Genomic DNA, 17,843 nt, shown 5'->3' with positions numbered 1-17,843 from the left:
CTGCAACTTCTTGCTGCACGGAGGTTTGGTTCGGCATCATGCTTCAGGGCAGTTAGCCGCTCGATCAGCGGCGAAGGCTTACTCGCTGGCGGCCTTCTTTTCGGCAGCGTCCTCTGCTGCCTTTTCGACCGCAAGCGCCTCGGCGGCGGCGACCTTTTCAGCCTCGAGCCGCTCACGCTCAGCGTTCATCGCATCGCGTTCGGCATCGTTCAGCTTGCGGGCGCGCACGCCGGTGTTCTCGGAAATACGGGCCGACTTGCCGCGGCGATCACGCAGATAATAGAGCTTGGCGCGGCGCACCTTGCCGCGACGCACGATCTCGACGCCCTCCACCATGGGCGAATAGATCGGGAAAACGCGCTCGACGCCTTCACCGTAGGAGATCTTGCGGACGGTGAAATTCTCCTGGAAGCCCGAGCCGGAGCGCGCGATCACCACGCCCTCATAAGCCTGCACACGGGTGCGCGACCCTTCGGTGACACGCACATTGACGCGCACTGTGTCGCCGGGCTGGAATTCCGGGAGCTTGCGCTTTGCCAAGATCTTGGCGGCCTGCTCGGCCTCGAGCTGACGAATGAGATCCATCGCGGTAACCTCTTCTTGTTCTTTCGACAGCCAGAGCGCCCGACGATCGCTGTGCGGTATCTCTGACCGCTCGGCTATGCGTTTGCAGCGAAGGCGAAACGCAGGGGCGAATTCACTGTGCTTGTTGACGGGTTCCGGCGGGCCTCCGCCGGTTTCGCGCGGGCTCATACACGGTTCCGTCCCGCTTGTCACGCCGTGCCGGTGATTATTTCGTGCCGGGCGATCTTCCCAGGACTAAACGCTGTGGGGCGCAGTCCGTGCATAGCGGGAAGCTATGCCGCTTACGACCACTAGCTGGAAGAAGTGGAATACCATGATCGGCACGATGACGAGGCCGATATCGGGCATATTCCCGAATATCACCGGGGCCAGCGGGACCCCGACGGCAAGCGACTTCTTCGATCCGCAAAACAGGAACGCGATCTTGTTGTCGCGATCGAAGCCGAGCAGGCGGGAGAGGCCGAGGGCTATCACGTAAATCACGACGAACAGAAGCATCGCGGCAAGGGCAGTCTCGACGAGCAGGATTGGCTTGTAGTTCATCCAGATTCCAGCCGCCGTTGCATCCGACACCGAGTTCATCACGATCGCAAGGATGATGAAGCGGTCGACATGCTTCACCCAATAGCTGTTGCGGGTGATCCAGCCGAGCAGCCAATGCCGTCCGATCTGACCCAGCACGATCGGGACGACGACGACCAGGCCGACCTTGGCCAGAGTAGGCAACAGGGGAATCGAGATTCCCACGCTATGCAGGTACCAGGCCATCCAGAGCGGCGTCAGCACCACCCCGATGAGGCTCGACAGAGTGGCATTGAACAGCGCAACCGGCACGTTGCCTCGCGCCAGCGACACCATTGCCACAGAAGAGGAGACAGTCGAAGGCAGCGCCGCCACATAGAACAGTCCGATTTTCACCGTGCTGGGAAGGAAGTCGGGCAAAACCGATTGCGCCACCAGCACGACGGCAGGAAAGACGGCGAAGGTCAGGAGCTGGACCGCAACATGCACTTTGATGTTCTTGAAGCCCTGCAGCATCCTTTCGGGCGCGAGCGTCAGACCGTAGAGGAAGAACACGCCGCTGATGCCATAGTCCGTCACGAGGTCGAGATGAATCGGACCGCCACTCGCTCCGAGAGCCGGAAAAATGAAGCCGGCGATGACGACGCAGACAAGGCCGGCGAGAAAATAATCAATCTTCAACTTCACGAGATTTCTCTGCCGTGATCGCCGCGCAGCCCTCGATGGTTGCGGTGGGCTACAACGTGTAGGAGCCCCGAACGGGACGAAGTCACGCTTTAGCTTCGGCGATCCTGTTCATCAAGTCGAGCGCCCTTGCGATTGCCGAAATCGAACGGTCAACTTCGCGAAGCGCCGGAACTTCACTGCCCGGGCTCGAGCAGATCCGGCCTTCGCTCTCGCGTCAGCTTCTCTGCCTGCTCGCGCCGCCAGGCTGCGATCCTGGCGTGGTTGCCGGAGGTCAGGATTTCCGGAATCGACCGCCCTTCGAATTCCTGCGGGCGGGTGTAGTGCGGATGTTCGAGGAGCCCATGCTCGAAACTCTCATGCAGGCCCGACTCCGAATTGCCCATGACGCCGGGCAGGAGCCGCACGACCGCGTCGAGCAGCACCAGCGCGGCCGGCTCGCCGCCAGACAATATATAGTCGCCGACCGAAACCTCTTCGAGATTGCGCGCCTCGATCACGCGCTGGTCGACGCCTTCGAAGCGGCCGCAGATGATGACGATGCCCGCTCCTGCGGCCAGGTCGCGCACCCTCGCCTGCGTCAGGGGCCTGCCGCGCGGGCTCATCAGGAGCCGCGGGCGCGGATCGTCCGGCGTCGAAACCTGGTCGATCGCCCTCGCCAATATGTCGGCGCGCATCACCATGCCGGCGCCGCCGCCTGCCGGCGTGTCGTCCACCGTGCGGTGGCGGTCCGTGGCGAAATCTCGGATCTGGGTCACGTCGAGCGCCCAGGTACCGGCTTCCAACGCGCGGCCGGCAAGCGACAGGCCGAGCGCGCCCGGGAACATCTCCGGATAGAGGGTGAGCACACTGGCGCGGAACATCAGTGATTGCCCCCGGCTTCGCGCGGGCCGCGCGGCCGTCGCTTCGGATCAAAGCCGACCGGAGCAGCCGAAATGTGCTCCGGCCCTTCCTCCCCGTCCTCGGCAAGTCCGGCTGCGGTCGTGTCGACGCGGATCCTGCGCAAAGCGACGTCAACCGCTGGCACCGCCGCCTTGGTGAAGGGAACCAGAACCGCGTCGAGGCCGGGCCCCTTGATCTCAAGAATGTCACCGGCGCCATAGTTCTGCACGGCGCTCACCTTGCCGATCTCCGCGCCGCTCTGATCCAGGACCGCCATGCCGACAAGGTCGGCGTGATAGAACTCCTCTTCCTCTAGCTCTCCAGGAAGCGCGCTGCGATCGATGAAAAGCTCGGTGCCGGTCAGCGCCTCGGCCCTATTCCGGTCACCGACGCCCTCGAAGCGGACGACGACCACATTCCCTTGAGGCCTGATTCCGGCGATCTCGAAAACGCGGCCGTCCCTTGCGGAGAGGGGACCATAGTCGCCAAGCGCCAGCGGGTCGGCGGTGAAGGTCTTCACGCGCAGCTCGCCGCGGATGCCATGCGCGGCGCCGATGACGGCCATAAGGACGGGGTTTTGGAGCTTTACCATCCTGCCTCTCTAACCATTCTGGCGGCAAAAGGAACCATTCTGGTTCCGAGATCACCCAAACTGGCATGCTCAACCTATTGCTAACCATCTTGGTCCAGCATCGGCTGCCAAACAGAGCGATGCCATGCAGCAATTTCTCATTCCGGCGCAGCCCGACCTGCAGGCGGCGCGCGAGGCCTGGTTGAAGATGCTGTCAGGTGAGCGGCGGCTGGCGGCGCTGACGCTCGATGCCTATGAGCGGGACACACGGCAATTCCTGCAATTCCTGACGGGCCATCTCGGCGGCGCGCCGGGGCTCGGCGATGTCGGCAATTTGAGGCCCGCCGACCTGCGCGCCTTCCTGGCCAGCCGCCGTTCGGATGGTGCGGGCGCCCGCACGCTGGGCCGAGGGCTTGCCGGTGTCCGCTCTTTCCTGCGCTATCTCGAGCGTCGCGGTCTGGCCAACGCCGCAGGCGCCGTCGCGCTCCGCGCCCCGAAGCAGCCGAAATCGCTGCCGAAGCCGTTGACCTCCGGCGACGCAAAACGCGTCGTCTCGTCGGGCGAGCAGCTTGCCGAAGAACCGTGGATCGCTGCGCGCAACGCAGCCGTGCTCACTTTGCTCTATGGCTCGGGCTTGCGAATTTCAGAAGCGCTCGGCCTCACCGCCGCAGATCTGGCCAACGAAGGCGATGCGGTGATCCGCGTCACCGGCAAGGGCGGCAAGACCCGGCTGGTGCCCCTCCTGCCGGTCGCCTACAAGGCTGTTGCGGAGTACAGGCGGCTTTGTCCGTTCCATCTCGATCCGCAGGGCCTGCTGTTCCGCGGCGCGCGGGGCGGCGCGCTTGCTGCAGCGATCGTTCAGCGCGAGATGCGCAAGCTGCGCTCCGCGCTCAACCTGCCGGAAACGGCGACTCCGCATGCGCTGCGCCATTCCTTCGCAACGCATCTGCTCGGCCGCGGCGGCGACCTGCGCACCATCCAGGAGCTGCTCGGGCATGCCAGTCTGTCGACGACGCAGGTCTACACCGGCGTCGATACCGAGCGACTGCTCGACATCTACGAGCGAGCCCATCCGCGCGCATGATCCCGAGGCAGCCGCGCCTATGAGGTCGACCCCCACTCCGGTTCGCTTCGCGAACCACCTCTCCCCCGATCGACGGGGGAGAGGAAGTGCCGGCCGTGAGGCTTGGCGCCCTTCCTCTCCCCTTTTGAGGGGGAGAGGTGCCGAGCGAAGCGAGGCGGAGTGGGGGTCCTTCGTGCCATATGCGACTGCCCTGTGCCTGATCGCGATACAGGCCCCAAAGGCCGGATTTGGCCTTTTCGCTTAACGGATTCGCCGTATTTGGCTAATATTAGTCCGCGCATGAAACGCGCCATTGCAGCTGCCGACCGTACCGCGATCCTTGCACTGAAGCTGATCGCTGCTGTCAACGTGCTTTTCTTTCTGGCCTTTCTCATCGTGCTTGCGCTCGCTTCGGCAAAGGCGCGGGCGGCTGCCGCACAGTGCACGGGAAAGGACATGCTGGCCGAACTCGCGGCGGACAATCCCGCGCTGCTGAGCAGGATCGAAGCGGAAGCCTCGAAGACCCTCAACGGCAAGGGTCTGCTCTGGAAGGTGGAGACGGAGGGTGCTCAGCCGTCCTACCTGTTCGGCACCATGCACATGACCGACCCACGCGTGACGGAGCTGACGCCGGATGCGAAGCAGGTCTTCGAAAGGGCCGGCACCGTGGTCATCGAGACCACCGAGATCCTCGATCAGGGTGCCATGATGGCGACGTTGGCGAAGAATCCTGATCTCATGATGTTCACCGATGGCACCACGCTGGTGTCGCTCCTGCCGCCTGCCGACCAGAAGGCGCTGGAGGCTGGTCTAGCCGAAAGGGGTATCGCGCTCTCCGCCGTATCGAAGATGAAGCCCTGGATTCTTTCGTCCATGGTTGCGCTGCCGGTGTGCGAGCTCTCGCGCAAGGCGGCCGGTGCGCCGGTGCTCGACGTGAAGCTTGCCCAGGACGCCAAGGCCGAAGGCAAGAAGCTCGAAGGGCTCGAGACCGTCGTCGACCAGTTCAAAGCCATGGCCTCGTTGCCGATGGATTTTCATCTCAAAGCGCTGGTCGAGACGGTGAAACTCGGTGATCGGATCAATGACGTGGTGGAGACCATGATCGTGCTTTACACGAAGGGAGACACCGGCACCTTCTGGCCACTCTTCCGTGCCGTGTTGCCCGAGGCGGACGATGATGCGGGCTATGCCGCTTTCGAGCAGGCGATGATCGTCGAGCGCAACAAGACGATGGTGAAGAACGCCCAGCCGATCCTGGCTGCGGGCAATGCCTTCATTGCCGTCGGCGCGTTGCATCTGCCTGGGCCGGACGGGCTGATCGAGCTTTTAAGGAAAAGCGGCCACAGTGTGACCGCCGTCAACTAACCCTGCGTAAAGCGTGATTTTGCCGGCGTCGGCATCTCTGCTATCTTTCCCGCCTCGCGAAACGAAGGAGACGGGAATGACCAGACTTCCGATCCTCGCGGCGTCGCTCGGCCTCGCGGCCGCACAGGCAAGTGCCTGCGATTTCCATCAGACCGCCTCCAAGGTGGATGAGATGAAGGTGGCAAGCACGGCCACCGACGGCCAGAAGAACATGTCGATGCCGAACTCTCAGTCGACGCAGTCCACGGTCGTCGTGAAGAAAGACAAGGCCGTCTCTCCGGCCGAAACCAAGTAGCTTCGAGGCCAGACCGCGCGACAGTGCAGAATGAGCTGGGGCGGAGTGATGCATTCCGCCCCAGTCGTTTGTCTTTCAGCCCGATCTTTTCGGAAAATTCTGCAAAGTTTGCTGCACTGACCTTGGTTCGTGATCATGCTTTCGTGAAACCGATCCAGACCGGCTGCGTTTTGCCATCATCATGCATCCGATTACATGTAGTTGATGGAGAAATGCCATGGCTGAACCCGCACGCAAGTACGATTTCGATCCGCCGCGTCCTCAGGACGATCCGGCCAATTTGGCGCCACGGGTGGATCCACTCGGGCCCGACCCGCTGACGACTGAGAGTCGCGATCCTGAAGCCGCTCTCCGCAACGCGGAATATGCCCGCGGCACCGGCGGCAGCGGTCTGATGATCGCGGCCGCAATCGTCATACTGGCGGCTATCGCCTTCTACATCTTCGGATCGGGCATGACGGAGACGACGGCCCCACCGGCCAGTCCGCCGGCGACCGCAACGACACCGGGCGAGCCTGCTCCGGCGCCTGCCACTCCGCCGAGCACTCAGCCGGCTCAATAAGGTGGCCCCTAGTTTTAGGTTGGCGCTGCCCCTCGCTCTCACCCTCTCCCCGTGAAAAACGGGGAGAGGGGTTCTGAGACGTCCCCCCGCCCCGCTCTTTCTGCAAAGCATTCGACCCGGGGAGAGATTAACGGCGACGCTGATGACCCCCACTCCCCGTCCTTTACAGTCCTTTACGGGGAGAGGGTAAGGGTGAGGGGCAGCGCTGAGCTGGGAGAATTGCAGACGCTATAATGCTCGCCCCCGCGAGTTGCCTCAGATGTGGATCGGCTTGAAGAATGCGGCGAGTGCGGCTTCCTTCACCGATTCCGACATGGTCGGGTGCGGGTGGCAGGTGCGGGCGAGATCTTCGGAAGAGCCGCCGAATTCCATCAGCACCGAAGCCTCCTGGATGAGCTCCCCGGCACCGAAGCCGACGATGTGAGCGCCAAGAACCCGATCGGTCTTCTGGTCGGCGAGGATCTTGACGAAGCCTTCGGTCTTCAGCATGGCGCGCGCCCTGCCGTTGGCGCTGAACGGGAATTTGCCGGTCTTGTAGGCGACGCCCGCGGCTTTCAATTCCTCCTCGGTCTTGCCGACCGAGGCCACTTCCGGGCTTGTGTAAACGACACTCGGGATCACCTCATAATTCACATGGCCGGCCTGGCCGGCAATCATCTCGGCGACCGCCACGCCCTCGTCCTCGGCCTTGTGCGCCAGCATCGGCCCGGCGATCACGTCGCCGATCGCATAGATTCCTTCGACATTGGTGCGCAGGTGCCCATCGACCTTGATGCGGCCGCGTTCGTCGAGCGCTACGCCAGCCTCGGCAAGTCCCAGCCCCTCGGTGTATGGCTTGCGGCCGGTAGCGACCAGCACGACGTCGCCGGAAATGGTTTCGGCATCGCCGCCCTTCACCGGTTCGAAGGTTACAGCCGCGCCCTTCTTGCTTTTCGTCACGGCGGTGACTTTGCAGCCGAGCTTGAACTCGATGCCCTGCTTGGCAAGCATGCGCTGCAGCTGCTTGGCGACCTCGCCATCCATGCCGCCCAGGATCGTGTCGAGATATTCGACCACGGTCACCTTGGAGCCGAGCCGCGCCCAGACCGAGCCGAGCTCCAGGCCGATGACGCCGCCGCCGACCACAATCATGCTAGCCGGCACCTTGGCAAGCTCGAGCGCGCCGGTCGAGGAGACAATGACCTTCTCGTCGAACTCAAGCTCGACGCCGGGAATGCCGGCGACATCAGAGCCCGTCGCAACGACGATGTTCTTCGCCTCGATTTCCTCGACCGTACCGTCTTCCCCGGTGACCGAGACCTTTCCGGCGGCGATGATCCTGCCGGTGCCGCGCAGTGCCTCGATCTTGTTCTTCTTGAATAGGAAGGCGACACCGTTGACGTTGGCAGTGACCGTCGCATCCTTGTGCGCCAACATCTTCTGGAGGTTGAGCTTCGGGTTTGCGATTTCCACACCTAGCTCACCGAAGCTGTGGCCGGCCTCGGCGAAAATCTCCGACGCGTGGAGCAGCGCTTTGGACGGGATGCAGCCGATGTTGAGGCAGGTGCCCCCGAAGGTCTCCCGCTTCTCGACCACGGCGACCTTCAGGCCGAGCTGCGCCGCCTTAATGGCACAGACATAACCGCCAGGCCCCGACCCGATCACCACAACGTCATAAGAAGCCATCGCTCTCGATTCCTCATTGCTGTCAGGCCGTACACCGCGTGGAAGGTATGGTCGGCGGCGCAGGGTTGCCATGCCGCAACGATGCTTTCCTGGCAACCCTCCGATGCGAAATTGCGGCGGCGGTCAAGGCTTGGCCGCGAGCGCCTCGCTGACCTCGCCTCCCAGTGTAAACGAACTGAAATCGGCGTAGCGCCTCATCCATCCGTCATCGGCCAGGCAGTCGGCGATGGCCGCCTGTCGATCGGCGACGGGTCTCATCAGGTTCCTGGCACGCGCCGGATCGATCACGGAGGCAACCGTCTCCTCGTCGAAGCCTGCGGCGGTCATCGCGTCCCCAGCCTGGTGCACGACACCTTCCCAATCGTGGTAAGCTGCCGGGAACCAGCGTGCTGTGACCAGCGCCGTGCAGTTCAGCATGCGGGCCTGGTCCGGTATGTGCCTTGCGAAAATGGCGCGTATGGCGGCGAGGCGCGTATCGGTCTGCGGTACCGGCATTGCGATCTCGACACCAAGATTGGCGAGCGAATCCTTGTGGAATTCCACCCAGTCCTTCGGCGCCTCCTGCTGCAGCCGCGCCTTCGCGACCTCGCTCGCGCAGTCGTAGGTTGCGGTGGCGCCAGCCGTCAGCCGCTTTCCGACGGCCTCGATCTCCGACTGTTCCAGACCGGCCCCCTGCATTGTCGCTGAAAGCAGTCCCACGGACTGGTCCCAATTCGACCCATCAGCTGCAGTGCAAGCGGTCAGGAACTGGTGCAGCTCGGCCACGCTGTCGGCATAAGCAGCGAAGGCGACGGCAAGACTCTCGGCGTCGAGCCTGTAATCCGGGACGGAATCCGACTCCGCCGGGGCTGGCAGAAGCAGAAACAGCAACGTCGCGGTCAAAGCGCAGGTGGTGCGGCCGATATCGGACAGCCGCCGCAAGTGCCGTCTGCTCTTCTTCTGTCCGGGCTCTCGGTTCGGTTGGCGCGGCATCAGGCGGCCAGCCGCGCAAGCATCATGAGCAGCCCGACGAATGACACGATCCAGGCAAGCGTTCGCAGGACCGGCACACCCGCGGCATAGAGAAGCACATAGACGACCCGCGCTGCGAGCCAGAGCCAGGCGCCAGTGGCCGCGCTGCCGCCGGCCTTGCCGGTGACCACGAGCGCCAGTGCGAGGGCGATGAAAGCGGGGTAGGTTTCGAGCAGGTTCTTAAGCGCGCGATAGAGACGGCCGGCGAGAACGTTCGGCCGACGTTCCTCGTCCCTGGAGCTGAACAGATATTTTGGGCCGAAGTCGTAAATGGCGACGGCCTGCGCAACGATCTGCGCCAAGAGGAGAACAACGCTCCAGATGAGCACGGTGATTTCGGTCGAAGCAGCAGCGGTTTCCATCCCATCCCTCCCATGGAAATCAGGCGAAGCTCAACCATCACCATTCCACAACGCGGCGAAGCTTCAAGTGCTTCCTGCTCCGCGTTGCGGCAACGCTGCGACAAAAGCTCATCCAATCATGCCGATGAGCTGGACGGATGCATGCTCCCCTTACAGGTCCAGTACCAGCCTTGCCGGATCTTCCAGGCTCTCCTTGACGCGCACCAGGAAGGTCACGGCTTCCCTGCCGTCGACGATGCGGTGGTCGTAGCTGAGCGCCAGATACATCATCGGCCGCACCACGATCTGGCCGCCGACGACGACCGGCCGCTCCTGGATTTTGTGCATGCCGAGAATGCCGGATTGCGGTGCGTTCAGGATCGGCGTCGACATCAGCGAGCCGTACACGCCGCCATTGGAGATGGTGAAGGTGCCGCCCATCATGTCGGCAACCGCCAGCTTGCCGTCGCGCGCCGCCACGCCCAGCCGGCCGATCTCCTTCTCGATCTCGGCGATCGACAGCGAGTCCGCATTGCGCACGACCGGCACCACAAGGCCCTTGTCGGTGCCGACAGCGACGCCGATATGGGCGTAGTTCTTGTAGAGGATGTCGGTGCCGTCGATCTCGGCGTTGACCGCCGGGATCTCCTTCAGCGCATGGCAGACCGCCTTGGTGAAGAAGCCCATGAAGCCGAGCTTCACGCCGTGCCGCTTCTCGAACACGTCCTTGTACTTCGAGCGGATTTCCATGACTGCGCTCATATCCACCTCGTTGAAGGTGGTGAGCATGGCCGCAGTCGCCTGCGCATCCTTGAGCCGCCGCGCGATGGTCTGGCGCAGCTTGGTCATGCGCACCCGCTCCTCGCGCGACTCGTCCTCGGGAGCCGACGGCGCGCGGGCAACTTTCGGCGTCTCCACCGGCTGCGAGGGCGCTCCCCGCGCGATGAAGTCGAGCACGTCGCCTTTCAGCACCTGGCCGCGCTTGCCAGTTCCCTGCACATGGTCGACGGGGATATTGCTTTCTGCAAGCAGCTTGGCGGCTGAAGGCGCCGGCGGCATCCTGCGCTCTTCGAGCGGTCCTTCACCGGCGAGCTTCGCCGTCTGTGCGGCAGCCTCCTTGACCGTCGAAGCGGCGGTTGGCGCGGACGCCTGGGCGACGGCTTCCTGCCTCGCGCGCGGCGCGGCAGCTGCTTCGGCCCTGGCAGGAGCTTCGGCCTTGGCTTTGCCTGCGGCAGCGGCATCGATCGCACCGAGAATGGCACCGACACCCACCGTTTCGCCATCCTTGGCGGCGATTTCCGAAAGTACGCCGGCCGCCGGCGAGGGAACCTCGACCGTCACCTTGTCGGTCTCGAGCTCGACCAGCGTCTCATCGGCGGCAACGGCGTCGCCTATCTTCTTGAACCACTTGCCGATCGTGGCCTCGGTGACCGATTCGCCAAGCGTCGGAACACGGATTTCGGTTGCCATTGGTGGTTTCCGTTCCTCAAATTCGCTGTTTCAAGTCTATTCGCCGAGTGCGTCCTCGAGCAGCGCCGATAGCTGCTCGAGATGTTTTGACATCAGCCCGGTCGCCGGCGAGGCTGAAGCCGGGCGGCCGGTGTAACGCACGCGCTGGTGCTTGGCGTCGATATGGGCGAGCACCCATTCCAGATAGGGGTCGATGAACGACCAGGCGCCCATGTTCTTGGGCTCCTCCTGGCACCACGTCATCTCCGCATTGCGGAAGCGCGACAGCTCGTTGATCAGCGCCTTGGCCGGGAACGGATAGAGCTGCTCGACACGCAGTAGGTAGATGTCGTTGATGCCGCGCTTCTCACGCTCCTCGTAAAGGTCGTAATAGACCTTGCCCGAGCACATCACGACGCGACGGATCTTGGAATCCTTGACCAGCTTGATCGGCTGGTTGGGAAGCAGCTGCGCGTCGTCCCACAACAGGCGATGGAACGAGCTCTCGCCGGAAATTTCCGCCATGGTCGAGACCGCCCGCTTATGACGCAGCAGCGACTTCGGCGTCATCAGGATGAGCGGCTTGCGGAAGTCCCGCTTCAATTGACGACGCAGGATGTGGAAATAATTAGCCGGCGTGGTAACGTTGGCCACCTGCATGTTGTCTTCGGCGCAAAGCTGCAGGAAGCGCTCCAGTCTCGCCGAGGAGTGCTCCGGCCCCTGGCCCTCATAGCCATGCGGCAAGAGGCAGACGAGCCCCGACATTCTCAGCCATTTGCGCTCGCCCGAAGAGATGAACTGGTCGAACACCACCTGAGCGCCGTTGGCGAAGTCGCCGAACTGTGCCTCCCACAGCGTCAGCGCGCGCGGCTCGGCGAGCGAATAGCCGTATTCGAAGCCGAGCACCGCCTCTTCCGAGAGCATCGAATTGATAACCTCGTAGCCGGCTTGCGCTGGCGACAGATTGTTGAGCGGAATATAGCGGGTCTCGTCGCGCTGGTCGTAGAGAACCGAATGGCGTTGCGAGAAGGTGCCGCGCTCGGAATCCTGCCCCGAAAGGCGGATCGGATTGCCTTCGAGGAGGATCGAACCGAAGGCAAGCGCCTCCGCCGTCGCCCAGTCGATGCCCTCACCCGATTCGATTGCCGTGCGGCGATTGTCGAGGAAGCGGCCGATGGTCTTGTGGACTTCGAAACCCTTGGGAACCTCGGTGAGCTTCTTGCCGATCTCCTTCAGCGTCTTAATCGGCACGGCGGTCTTGCCGCGGCGCTGCTCGTCCTGATTGTCGGCGGTGCGCAGGCCGGACCAGGCGCCGTCCAGCCAGTCGGCCTTGTTCGGCTTGTAGTGCTGGCCGACCTCGAATTCCGACTCCAGATGCGCGCGCCAGTCGGCCTTCATCTTGTCGATATCCGCGCTCGCGATCAGCCCTTCGCTGATCAGCTTGTCTGCATAGAGCTGCAGCGCCGACTTATGCGAGCGGATCGTGCGGTACATGATCGGCTGCGTGAAGGCCGGCTCGTCGCCCTCATTGTGACCGAAGCGCCGATAGCAGAACATGTCGATGACCACCGGCTTGTGGAACTTCATGCGGAACTCGATCGCGATCTTGGCCGCATAGACCACGGCTTCCGGATCGTCGCCGTTCACATGAAAGATCGGCGCCTCGATCATCTTGGCCACGTCCGACGGATAGGGCGAGGAGCGCGAGAAGCGCGGATTGGTGGTGAAGCCGATCTGGTTGTTGATGATGACGTGCAGCGTGCCGGCGACGCGATGCCCGCGCAGGCCGGACAGGCCGAGGATCTCGGCGACCACGCCCTGGCCGGCAAACGCCGCATCCCCGTGGATCAGCAGCGGCAGCACCTTGGCGCGCTCGTCGAGCGGTACAATCTCCTCGCGGGTGCGGCCGAAGAGCTGGTCCTGCTTGGCGCGCGCCTTGCCCATGACGACCGGGTCGACGATCTCCAGATGCGAGGGGTTGGCGGTGAGCGACAGGTGTACCTTATTGCTGTCGAACTCGCGGTCCGACGAGGCGCCGAGATGGTACTTCACGTCGCCCGAACCCTCGACGTCGTCCGGAGCGGCGGAGCCGCCCTTGAACTCGTGGAAGATGGCGCGGTGCGGCTTGCCCATGACCTGAGAGAGGACGTTGAGGCGGCCGCGATGGGCCATGCCGAGCACGATCTCCTTCATGCCGAGCTGGCCGCCGCGCTTGATGATCTGCTCAAGCGCCGGGATCAGCGATTCGCCGCCGTCGAGGCCAAAGCGCTTGGTGCCCTTGTATTTGACGTCGATGAACTGCTCGAAGCCTTCCGCCTCGATCAGCTTCTGCAGGATCGCACGCTTGCCATTGTCGGTGAACGCGATGCCCTTGTCAGGCCCTTCGATGCGCTCCTGAATCCAAGCCTTCTCCTCGGGCGAGGAGATGTGCATGAACTCCACGCCAAGCGTCGAGCAGTATGTCCGGGTCAGGATCTCGAGCATCTGCCGGATGGTGGCGAACTCGAGACCGAGGACGTTGTCCAGGAAGATCGGCCGGTCGTAGTCGGCCTCGGTGAATCCGTAATTCTCGGGGGAGAGCTCGTTGTAGTCCTCGAGCGGCTTGGCAAGGCCAAGCGGATCGAGATTGGCATGCAGGTGACCGCGCATGCGGAAGGCGCGGATCATCATGATGGCGCGCACCGAATCGCGGGTCGCCTGATGCACCTCATCCTGGGACATGACCTGGCCGTTGGCGACGGCCTTGTCCTTGACCTTCTTTTCGATGTGCTTCTCGACCAAGGTCCAGTTGCCGTCGAGCGCGGAGACCAGCTCGCCATTCGCCTGGATCGGCCAGTTGCGCAGCTTCCACGATGCGCCTTCAGCGTTCTTCTTCACGTCGGCCGCGTCGTCAGCGAGCGCTGCGAAGAACTCCCGCCACTCCTCGTTCACCGAGGAGGGATCTTTCTCGTAGCTCGCCTGGAGCTCCTCGATATAGGCAGCGTTGCCGCCATAGAGGAACGACGTGACAGAGAAACGGTCGTTGGCCTGGTCTTGCCGTGACATCTTTGTTCTTACCGGAGCCTTGCGCTCCGCTCCTATTCAATAGGGGAGTAGGGGAATAAGGGAGTAGGGGAATATGTTGAACTCATCGGCGACCTATTTCCCTACTGCCTTACTCCCCTATTCCCTTACTCCCCTAGCCCTTGATTGCCTCGACCAACGTCTTGCCGAGACGCGCGGGCGAGGGCGACACGCGGATGCCCGCCGCCTCCATCGCCGCGATCTTGTCTTCCGCGCCGCCCTTGCCGCCCGAGATCACCGCGCCGGCATGGCCCATTGTGCGGCCCTTCGGCGCCGTGCGGCCTGCAATGAAGCCGGCCATCGGCTTCTTGCGGCCGCGCTTGGCCTCGTCACGCAGGAACTGCGCGGCGTCTTCTTCGGCCGAGCCGCCGATCTCGCCGATCATGATGATCGACTTGGTCTCATCATCTGCGAGGAACATTTCGAGTATGTCGATGAACTCGGTCCCCTTGACCGGGTCTCCCCCGATGCCGACAGCCGTTGACTGGCCGAGTCCTTCGTTGGTCGTCTGAAACACTGCCTCATAGGTAAGCGTTCCCGAGCGCGAAACAACACCGACGGAGCCCTTGCGGAAGATGTTGCCGGGCATGATGCCGATCTTGCATTCGTCGGGGGTGAGCACGCCGGGGCAGTTCGGCCCGAGCAGCCGCGACTTGGACTTCAAGAGCTTGGCCTTGACCCGCACCATGTCGAGCACCGGGATACCCTCGGTGATACAGACGATCAGGGGAATCTCCGCCTCGATCGCCTCGATGATCGCCTCGGCCGCGCCCGCCGGCGGCACGTATATGACGGAGGCGTTTGCGCCGGTCTTCTCCTTGCCTTCGGCCACGGTCGCGAAGATCGGCAGCTGTGCGCCGCTTTCGACCGAGCCCCAGGTCTCTCCGCCCTTCTTGGGGTGGATGCCGCCGACCATCTTGGTGCCGTTATAGGCAAGCGCCTGCTCGGTGTGGAAAGTGCCGGTCTTGCCGGTGAGGCCCTGGACGAGGACTTTCGTATTCTTGTCGACGAGAATGGACATTGGGGCTCCTACAGCCGCTTCAATTCAGTAACGGTAAGATCGCTCTTGGCATCCCCGGTGTTGAGCGTCGTCGACGGCTCGAACATCAGGACCACCGGCTCGCTGGTCAGGGAGCGCGGCCGGTGTTCGACCGTCTTCGGCACGACAATGAAGTCGCCCTCGCCGAGCTCGACAGTCCCGTCGCGGAAGTCGATGGCGACGCGGCCGCGCAGCACCAGGAAGGCTTCATCCTCGTTCTGATGCGCATGCCAGTCGAACAGCTCGCCGAACTTGGCGACCTTCGCCTGCGAATCGTTGACATCGCCGGCGATGTGCGGATCCCAAACCTTGGTGATTGTCCGCTCGGCGGCTTCGACGAGATTGATCTTGCGGGGCGGCATGGCTCAGCCTCCTTGCACCGCCTTAACGATCTTCTTTGCGGCATCGTCCAAATCGTCGGCCGGAATGACGTTGAGACCGCTGTCGCGGAGGATCTTCTTGCCGAGATCGACATTGGTGCCCTCGAGCCGTACCACAAGCGGCACTTTCAGCCCGACCTCCTTGACCGCCGCGACGACGCCTTCGGCGATCACGTCGCAGCGCATGATGCCGCCGAAGATGTTGACGAGGATGCCCTTCACGGCTGGGTCGGCGGTGATGATCTTGAAGGCTGCGGTCACCTTCTCCTTCGACGCGCCGCCGCCGACATCGAGGAAGTTGGCGGGCTCGGCGCCGTAGAGCTTGATGATGTCCATAGTCGCCATGGCAAGGCCGGCGCCGTTGACCATGCAGCCGATATTGCCGTCGAGCGCTACATAGGCGAGATCGTATTTGGAGGCCTCGATCTCCTTCTCGTCCTCCTCCGTCGGGTCGCGTAGCTCGACCACTTCGGGGTGGCGGAAAAGCGCGTTGTTGTCGAAGGAGACCTTGGCGTCGAGGAGCCTGAGGTGACCGTTCTTCATGACGATCAGCGGGTTGATCTCGAGCAGGCTCATATCCTTCTCGACGAAGGCCCTGTAGAGGGCGGGGAACACGCTCTGCGCATCCTCGGCCGCCGCGCCGGTGAGCTTCAGAGCCTCGGTGAGCACCCTGATCTCGCGTTGCGTCACGCCCGTCTCGGGATCGATCGCGACGGTGACGATCTTTTCCGGCGTGTCATGCGCCACCGTCTCGATGTCCATGCCGCCTTCCGTCGAGACGACGAAGGCAACGCGGCCGACCGTGCGATCGACGAGCAGTGAAAGGTAGAGCTCGCGGTCGATATCGGCGCCATCCTCGATATAGAGACGGTTGACCTGCTTGCCGGCCGGCCCGGTCTGCTTGGTGACCAAGGTGTTGCCAAGCATCTCCCGGACGTTGACGGTGACTTCGTCGACTGATTTGGCCAGCCGCACGCCACCCTTGGCGTCAGGGCCGAGCTCCTTGAAACGGCCCTTGCCGCGGCCGCCGGCATGGATCTGGCTCTTGACCACATATAGCGGGCCGGGGAGCTTCTTTGCGGCCGCTTCCGCCTCGCCGGCCGACAGGATGGCGACGCCCTCGGCCACCGGCAGGCCAAAGCCCTTGAGCAACTGCTTGGCCTGGTATTCGTGGATGTTCATGGCGCGCTCCTACTTCACGAGGCTGTTCGCAAGACCGGGGTACTTGGCAAGACCAGGCTACTTGGCAAGGCTGGGGGCGATCGCCGCGCAGGCCTCGCAGAGCCCGACCACGGACTCCACCGACTTCTCGAACATCTTCTGCTCGGGCTTGTTGAAGTCCAGCTCGATGATGCGCTCGACGCCGCCTGCGCCGATCACCACGGGCACGCCGACATAGGTGTTCTTCACGCCGTACTGGCCGGACAGATAGGCGGCGCAGGGCAGCACGCGCTTCTTGTCCTTGAGGTAGCTCTCGGCCATCGCGATCGCCGAGGACGCCGGAGCGTAGTAGGCCGAACCGGTCTTCAACAGCCCGACGATCTCGCCGCCGCCCTTGCGCGTGCGCTCCACGATGGCGTCGAGCCTTTCCTTCGTCGTCCAGCCCATCTTCACAAGGTCCGGCAGCGGAATGCCGGCGACGGTAGAATAGCGCACCATCGGCACCATGTCGTCGCCATGCCCGCCGAGCGTCATGGCGCTGACATCCTCGACCGAGACCTTGAACTCTTCGGCCAGGAAGTAGCGGAAACGGGCGGAATCCAGCACGCCGGCCATGCCGACGACATGGGTCTTCGGCAGGCCCGAGAATTTCTGCAGCGCCCAGACCATCGCGTCGAGCGGATTCGTGATGCAGATCACGAAGGCCTTGGGCGCATATTTCTTGATGCCGGCGCCGACCTGTTCCATGACCTTGAGATTGATGCCGAGCAGATCGTCGCGGCTCATGCCGGGCTTGCGCGGCACTCCCGCCGTCACGATGCAGACATCGGCGCCCTCTATGGCCGAGTAATCGTTGACGCCCGTAAAGCGAGCGTCGAAGCCCTCGACCGTGGAGGATTGGGCGATGTCGAGGCCCTTGCCCTGCGGAATGCCCTCGGCAATATCGAAGAGGACGACGTCGCCCAGTTCCTTCAGGCCGATCAGGTGGGCGAGCGTGCCTCCGATCATGCCGGAGCCGATCAAGGCGATCTTGTTGCGTGCCATGTGGAAATTTCCCTCTCGTCAGACGCCCGCGCGCGATCGCTGCGGCGGGAATTCGATGGGCCAGCGATATGCGGATTATCCGTCCAGAATTTGACGGACCCCTTAGCCCTCTCGGCTGTAATATTCAAACGATTATTTTGGCGTTAAAGAATTCAATCGGT

17 protein-coding genes are annotated in these 17,843 nt (G+C 63.1%); 4 read left to right on the top strand and 13 right to left on the bottom strand.

Annotation, left to right across the window (positions count from 1 at the left end; all coding sequences use genetic code 11):
• Positions 1-78: 78 nt before the first annotated feature.
• From rplS to rimM, 4 genes are all read right to left on the bottom strand, one after another.
• Positions 79-585 carry a 50S ribosomal protein L19 gene (gene rplS / locus SAZ10_RS09960; protein ID WP_318609047.1) on the bottom strand — a complete coding sequence of 169 codons (507 nt, stop codon included), beginning with the start codon at positions 583-585 and terminating at the stop codon, positions 79-81.
• Positions 586-819: 234 nt separating this feature from the next.
• Positions 820-1,794 carry a bile acid:sodium symporter family protein gene (locus SAZ10_RS09955; protein WP_318609046.1) on the bottom strand — a complete coding sequence of 325 codons (975 nt, stop codon included), beginning with the start codon at positions 1,792-1,794 and terminating at the stop codon, positions 820-822.
• 173 nt (positions 1,795-1,967) lie between these two features.
• Entirely contained in the window at positions 1,968-2,657 is a 690-nt protein-coding gene (gene trmD, locus SAZ10_RS09950) for a tRNA (guanosine(37)-N1)-methyltransferase TrmD (RefSeq protein ID WP_318609133.1), read from the bottom strand.
• Positions 2,654-3,265 (bottom strand): ribosome maturation factor RimM, encoded by a 612-nt coding sequence (rimM, locus tag SAZ10_RS09945; protein WP_318609045.1) that lies wholly within the window; start codon positions 3,263-3,265, stop codon positions 2,654-2,656. The genes trmD and rimM overlap by 4 nt, the downstream gene beginning before the upstream one ends.
• A 124-nt stretch (positions 3,266-3,389) precedes the next feature.
• On the opposite strand from rimM, the gene SAZ10_RS09940 reads away from it, so the two are divergent.
• The 4 genes from SAZ10_RS09940 (at position 3,390) to SAZ10_RS09925 (ending at position 6,529) form a co-directional block, all read left to right on the top strand.
• Entirely contained in the window at positions 3,390-4,328 is a 939-nt protein-coding gene (locus SAZ10_RS09940) for a tyrosine recombinase XerC (RefSeq protein WP_318609044.1), read from the top strand.
• Between the two features lie 279 nt (positions 4,329-4,607).
• On the top strand, positions 4,608-5,672 hold the full coding sequence (locus SAZ10_RS09935; protein WP_318609043.1) for a TraB/GumN family protein: 1,065 nt from the start codon (positions 4,608-4,610) through the stop codon (positions 5,670-5,672).
• Positions 5,673-5,748: 76 nt separating this feature from the next.
• On the top strand, positions 5,749-5,967 hold the full coding sequence (locus SAZ10_RS09930) for a hypothetical protein (protein ID WP_318609042.1): 219 nt from the start codon (positions 5,749-5,751) through the stop codon (positions 5,965-5,967).
• 217 nt (positions 5,968-6,184) lie between these two features.
• The gene (locus SAZ10_RS09925; protein ID WP_318609041.1) at positions 6,185-6,529 is read left to right on the top strand and encodes a hypothetical protein; all 345 of its coding nucleotides are present in this window, start codon (positions 6,185-6,187) and stop codon (positions 6,527-6,529) included.
• 255 nt (positions 6,530-6,784) lie between these two features.
• Here the strand turns inward: SAZ10_RS09925 and lpdA are convergent, their stop codons facing one another.
• The 9 genes from lpdA to mdh form a co-directional block, all read right to left on the bottom strand.
• Entirely contained in the window at positions 6,785-8,194 is a 1,410-nt protein-coding gene (gene lpdA, locus SAZ10_RS09920) for a dihydrolipoyl dehydrogenase (protein WP_318609040.1), read from the bottom strand.
• 123 nt (positions 8,195-8,317) lie between these two features.
• Positions 8,318-9,115, bottom strand: a complete 798-nt coding sequence (locus SAZ10_RS09915) for a hypothetical protein (RefSeq protein WP_318609039.1) — start codon at positions 9,113-9,115, stop codon at positions 8,318-8,320.
• Positions 9,116-9,165: 50 nt separating this feature from the next.
• Positions 9,166-9,567, bottom strand: a complete 402-nt coding sequence (locus SAZ10_RS09910) for an MAPEG family protein (protein WP_318609038.1) — start codon at positions 9,565-9,567, stop codon at positions 9,166-9,168.
• Positions 9,568-9,717: 150 nt separating this feature from the next.
• Entirely contained in the window at positions 9,718-11,016 is a 1,299-nt protein-coding gene (odhB, locus tag SAZ10_RS09905; RefSeq protein WP_318609036.1) for a 2-oxoglutarate dehydrogenase complex dihydrolipoyllysine-residue succinyltransferase, read from the bottom strand.
• Positions 11,017-11,052: 36 nt separating this feature from the next.
• Positions 11,053-14,040 carry a 2-oxoglutarate dehydrogenase E1 component gene (locus SAZ10_RS09900; RefSeq protein ID WP_318609035.1) on the bottom strand — a complete coding sequence of 996 codons (2,988 nt, stop codon included), beginning with the start codon at positions 14,038-14,040 and terminating at the stop codon, positions 11,053-11,055.
• Positions 14,041-14,173: 133 nt separating this feature from the next.
• On the bottom strand, positions 14,174-15,079 hold the full coding sequence (sucD, locus tag SAZ10_RS09895; RefSeq protein WP_318609034.1) for a succinate--CoA ligase subunit alpha: 906 nt from the start codon (positions 15,077-15,079) through the stop codon (positions 14,174-14,176).
• An 8-nt stretch (positions 15,080-15,087) separates the two neighbouring features.
• Positions 15,088-15,459 carry a cupin domain-containing protein gene (locus SAZ10_RS09890; RefSeq protein ID WP_318609033.1) on the bottom strand — a complete coding sequence of 124 codons (372 nt, stop codon included), beginning with the start codon at positions 15,457-15,459 and terminating at the stop codon, positions 15,088-15,090.
• Between the two features lie 3 nt (positions 15,460-15,462).
• Positions 15,463-16,659, bottom strand: coding sequence for an ADP-forming succinate--CoA ligase subunit beta (sucC, locus tag SAZ10_RS09885; RefSeq protein ID WP_318609032.1), 1,197 nt, complete (start codon positions 16,657-16,659; stop codon positions 15,463-15,465).
• Between the two features lie 57 nt (positions 16,660-16,716).
• A complete protein-coding gene (gene mdh, locus SAZ10_RS09880; RefSeq protein WP_318609031.1) occupies positions 16,717-17,682 on the bottom strand; it encodes a malate dehydrogenase in 966 nt (321 codons plus the stop codon).
• Between the last annotated feature and the right edge of the window lie 161 nt (positions 17,683-17,843).

The organism is Mesorhizobium sp. BAC0120 (genome assembly GCF_033542235.1).
GTDB lineage: Bacteria > Pseudomonadota > Alphaproteobacteria > Rhizobiales > Rhizobiaceae > JAWRCU01.
The sequence above is the reverse complement of the archived record's forward strand: the minus strand, read 5'-3'. Positions and strand labels throughout refer to the sequence as shown.